A 925-nucleotide genomic window follows, 5' to 3' on the forward strand; every position below is an offset into this window, starting at 1 on the left:
AAGCAATAGTAGAAAGATGCGCAGGTTTAGATGTTCATTTGGATACAGTTGTTGCATGTATTCTATATGGAGACTTAGATAAAAAGCCTAATAAAGAAGTTAAAACATTTTCTACAACAACTAAGGGATTATTGCAGTTATTGGATTATCTAAATATGAATGGATGTACTCATGTAGCTATGGAGAGTACGGGTATTTATTGGAAGCCCGTATGGAATGTCCTTGAGAGCGGAGCTTTTGAATTAATAATAGCTAATGCAAAGAAAATTAAAAATGTGCCTGGAAGAAAAACAGATGTAAAAGATGCTGAATGGATAGCAAGTTTATTGAGATGTGGTTTAATAGAAAAAAGTTTTGTTCCACCAGAAGTAATAAGAGATCTAAGGGATTTAACCAGATTAAGAAAAGAATTATTGTCTGAAATCACAAGACATAAAAATAGAATTCACAAGGTTTTGCAAGATGCCAATATAAAATTATCGAGTGTACTTTCAGATGTATTTGGAGAAACAGGCAAAGTAATAATAAATGAATTGATTAGTAATAGACGTATTACTATAAATTTTGTAGAGTCTCTATATGAAGGTAGGGGAAAATCTAGATTAAAATCTACACCTAATGAAATGTATGAATCACTTAATGGAAAAATCAGAGCACAACATATAATATTATTGACAATTCACAATAATAATATTTTATTTTTAGAAAATCAAATACAAGAAATAGAAAAAGAAATTGATGTACTTTTACAAAAGGAATCAGAGAGTATAGATATTTTAAACACTATACCTGGTATAAGTATGGCATCTGCAGCATGCATTATAGCTGAAATAGGAAGTGATATGTCTGTATTTCCAACAGAAAAGCACTTGAGTTCATGGGCTGGTTTATGTCCTAAAAATAATGAGAGTGCAGGTAAAAAAAA

Annotated in this window: 1 protein-coding gene; it reads left to right on the forward strand. The window is 30.3% G+C overall.

Annotation, left to right across the window (positions count from 1 at the left end; all coding sequences use genetic code 11):
* A partial coding sequence (locus K0040_RS19805) for an IS110 family RNA-guided transposase (RefSeq protein ID WP_228110410.1) occupies window positions 1-925 on the forward strand: 925 nt, incomplete at both ends.

Source organism: Terrisporobacter petrolearius (assembly GCF_020748185.1).
GTDB lineage: Bacteria > Bacillota > Clostridia > Peptostreptococcales > Peptostreptococcaceae > Terrisporobacter > Terrisporobacter petrolearius.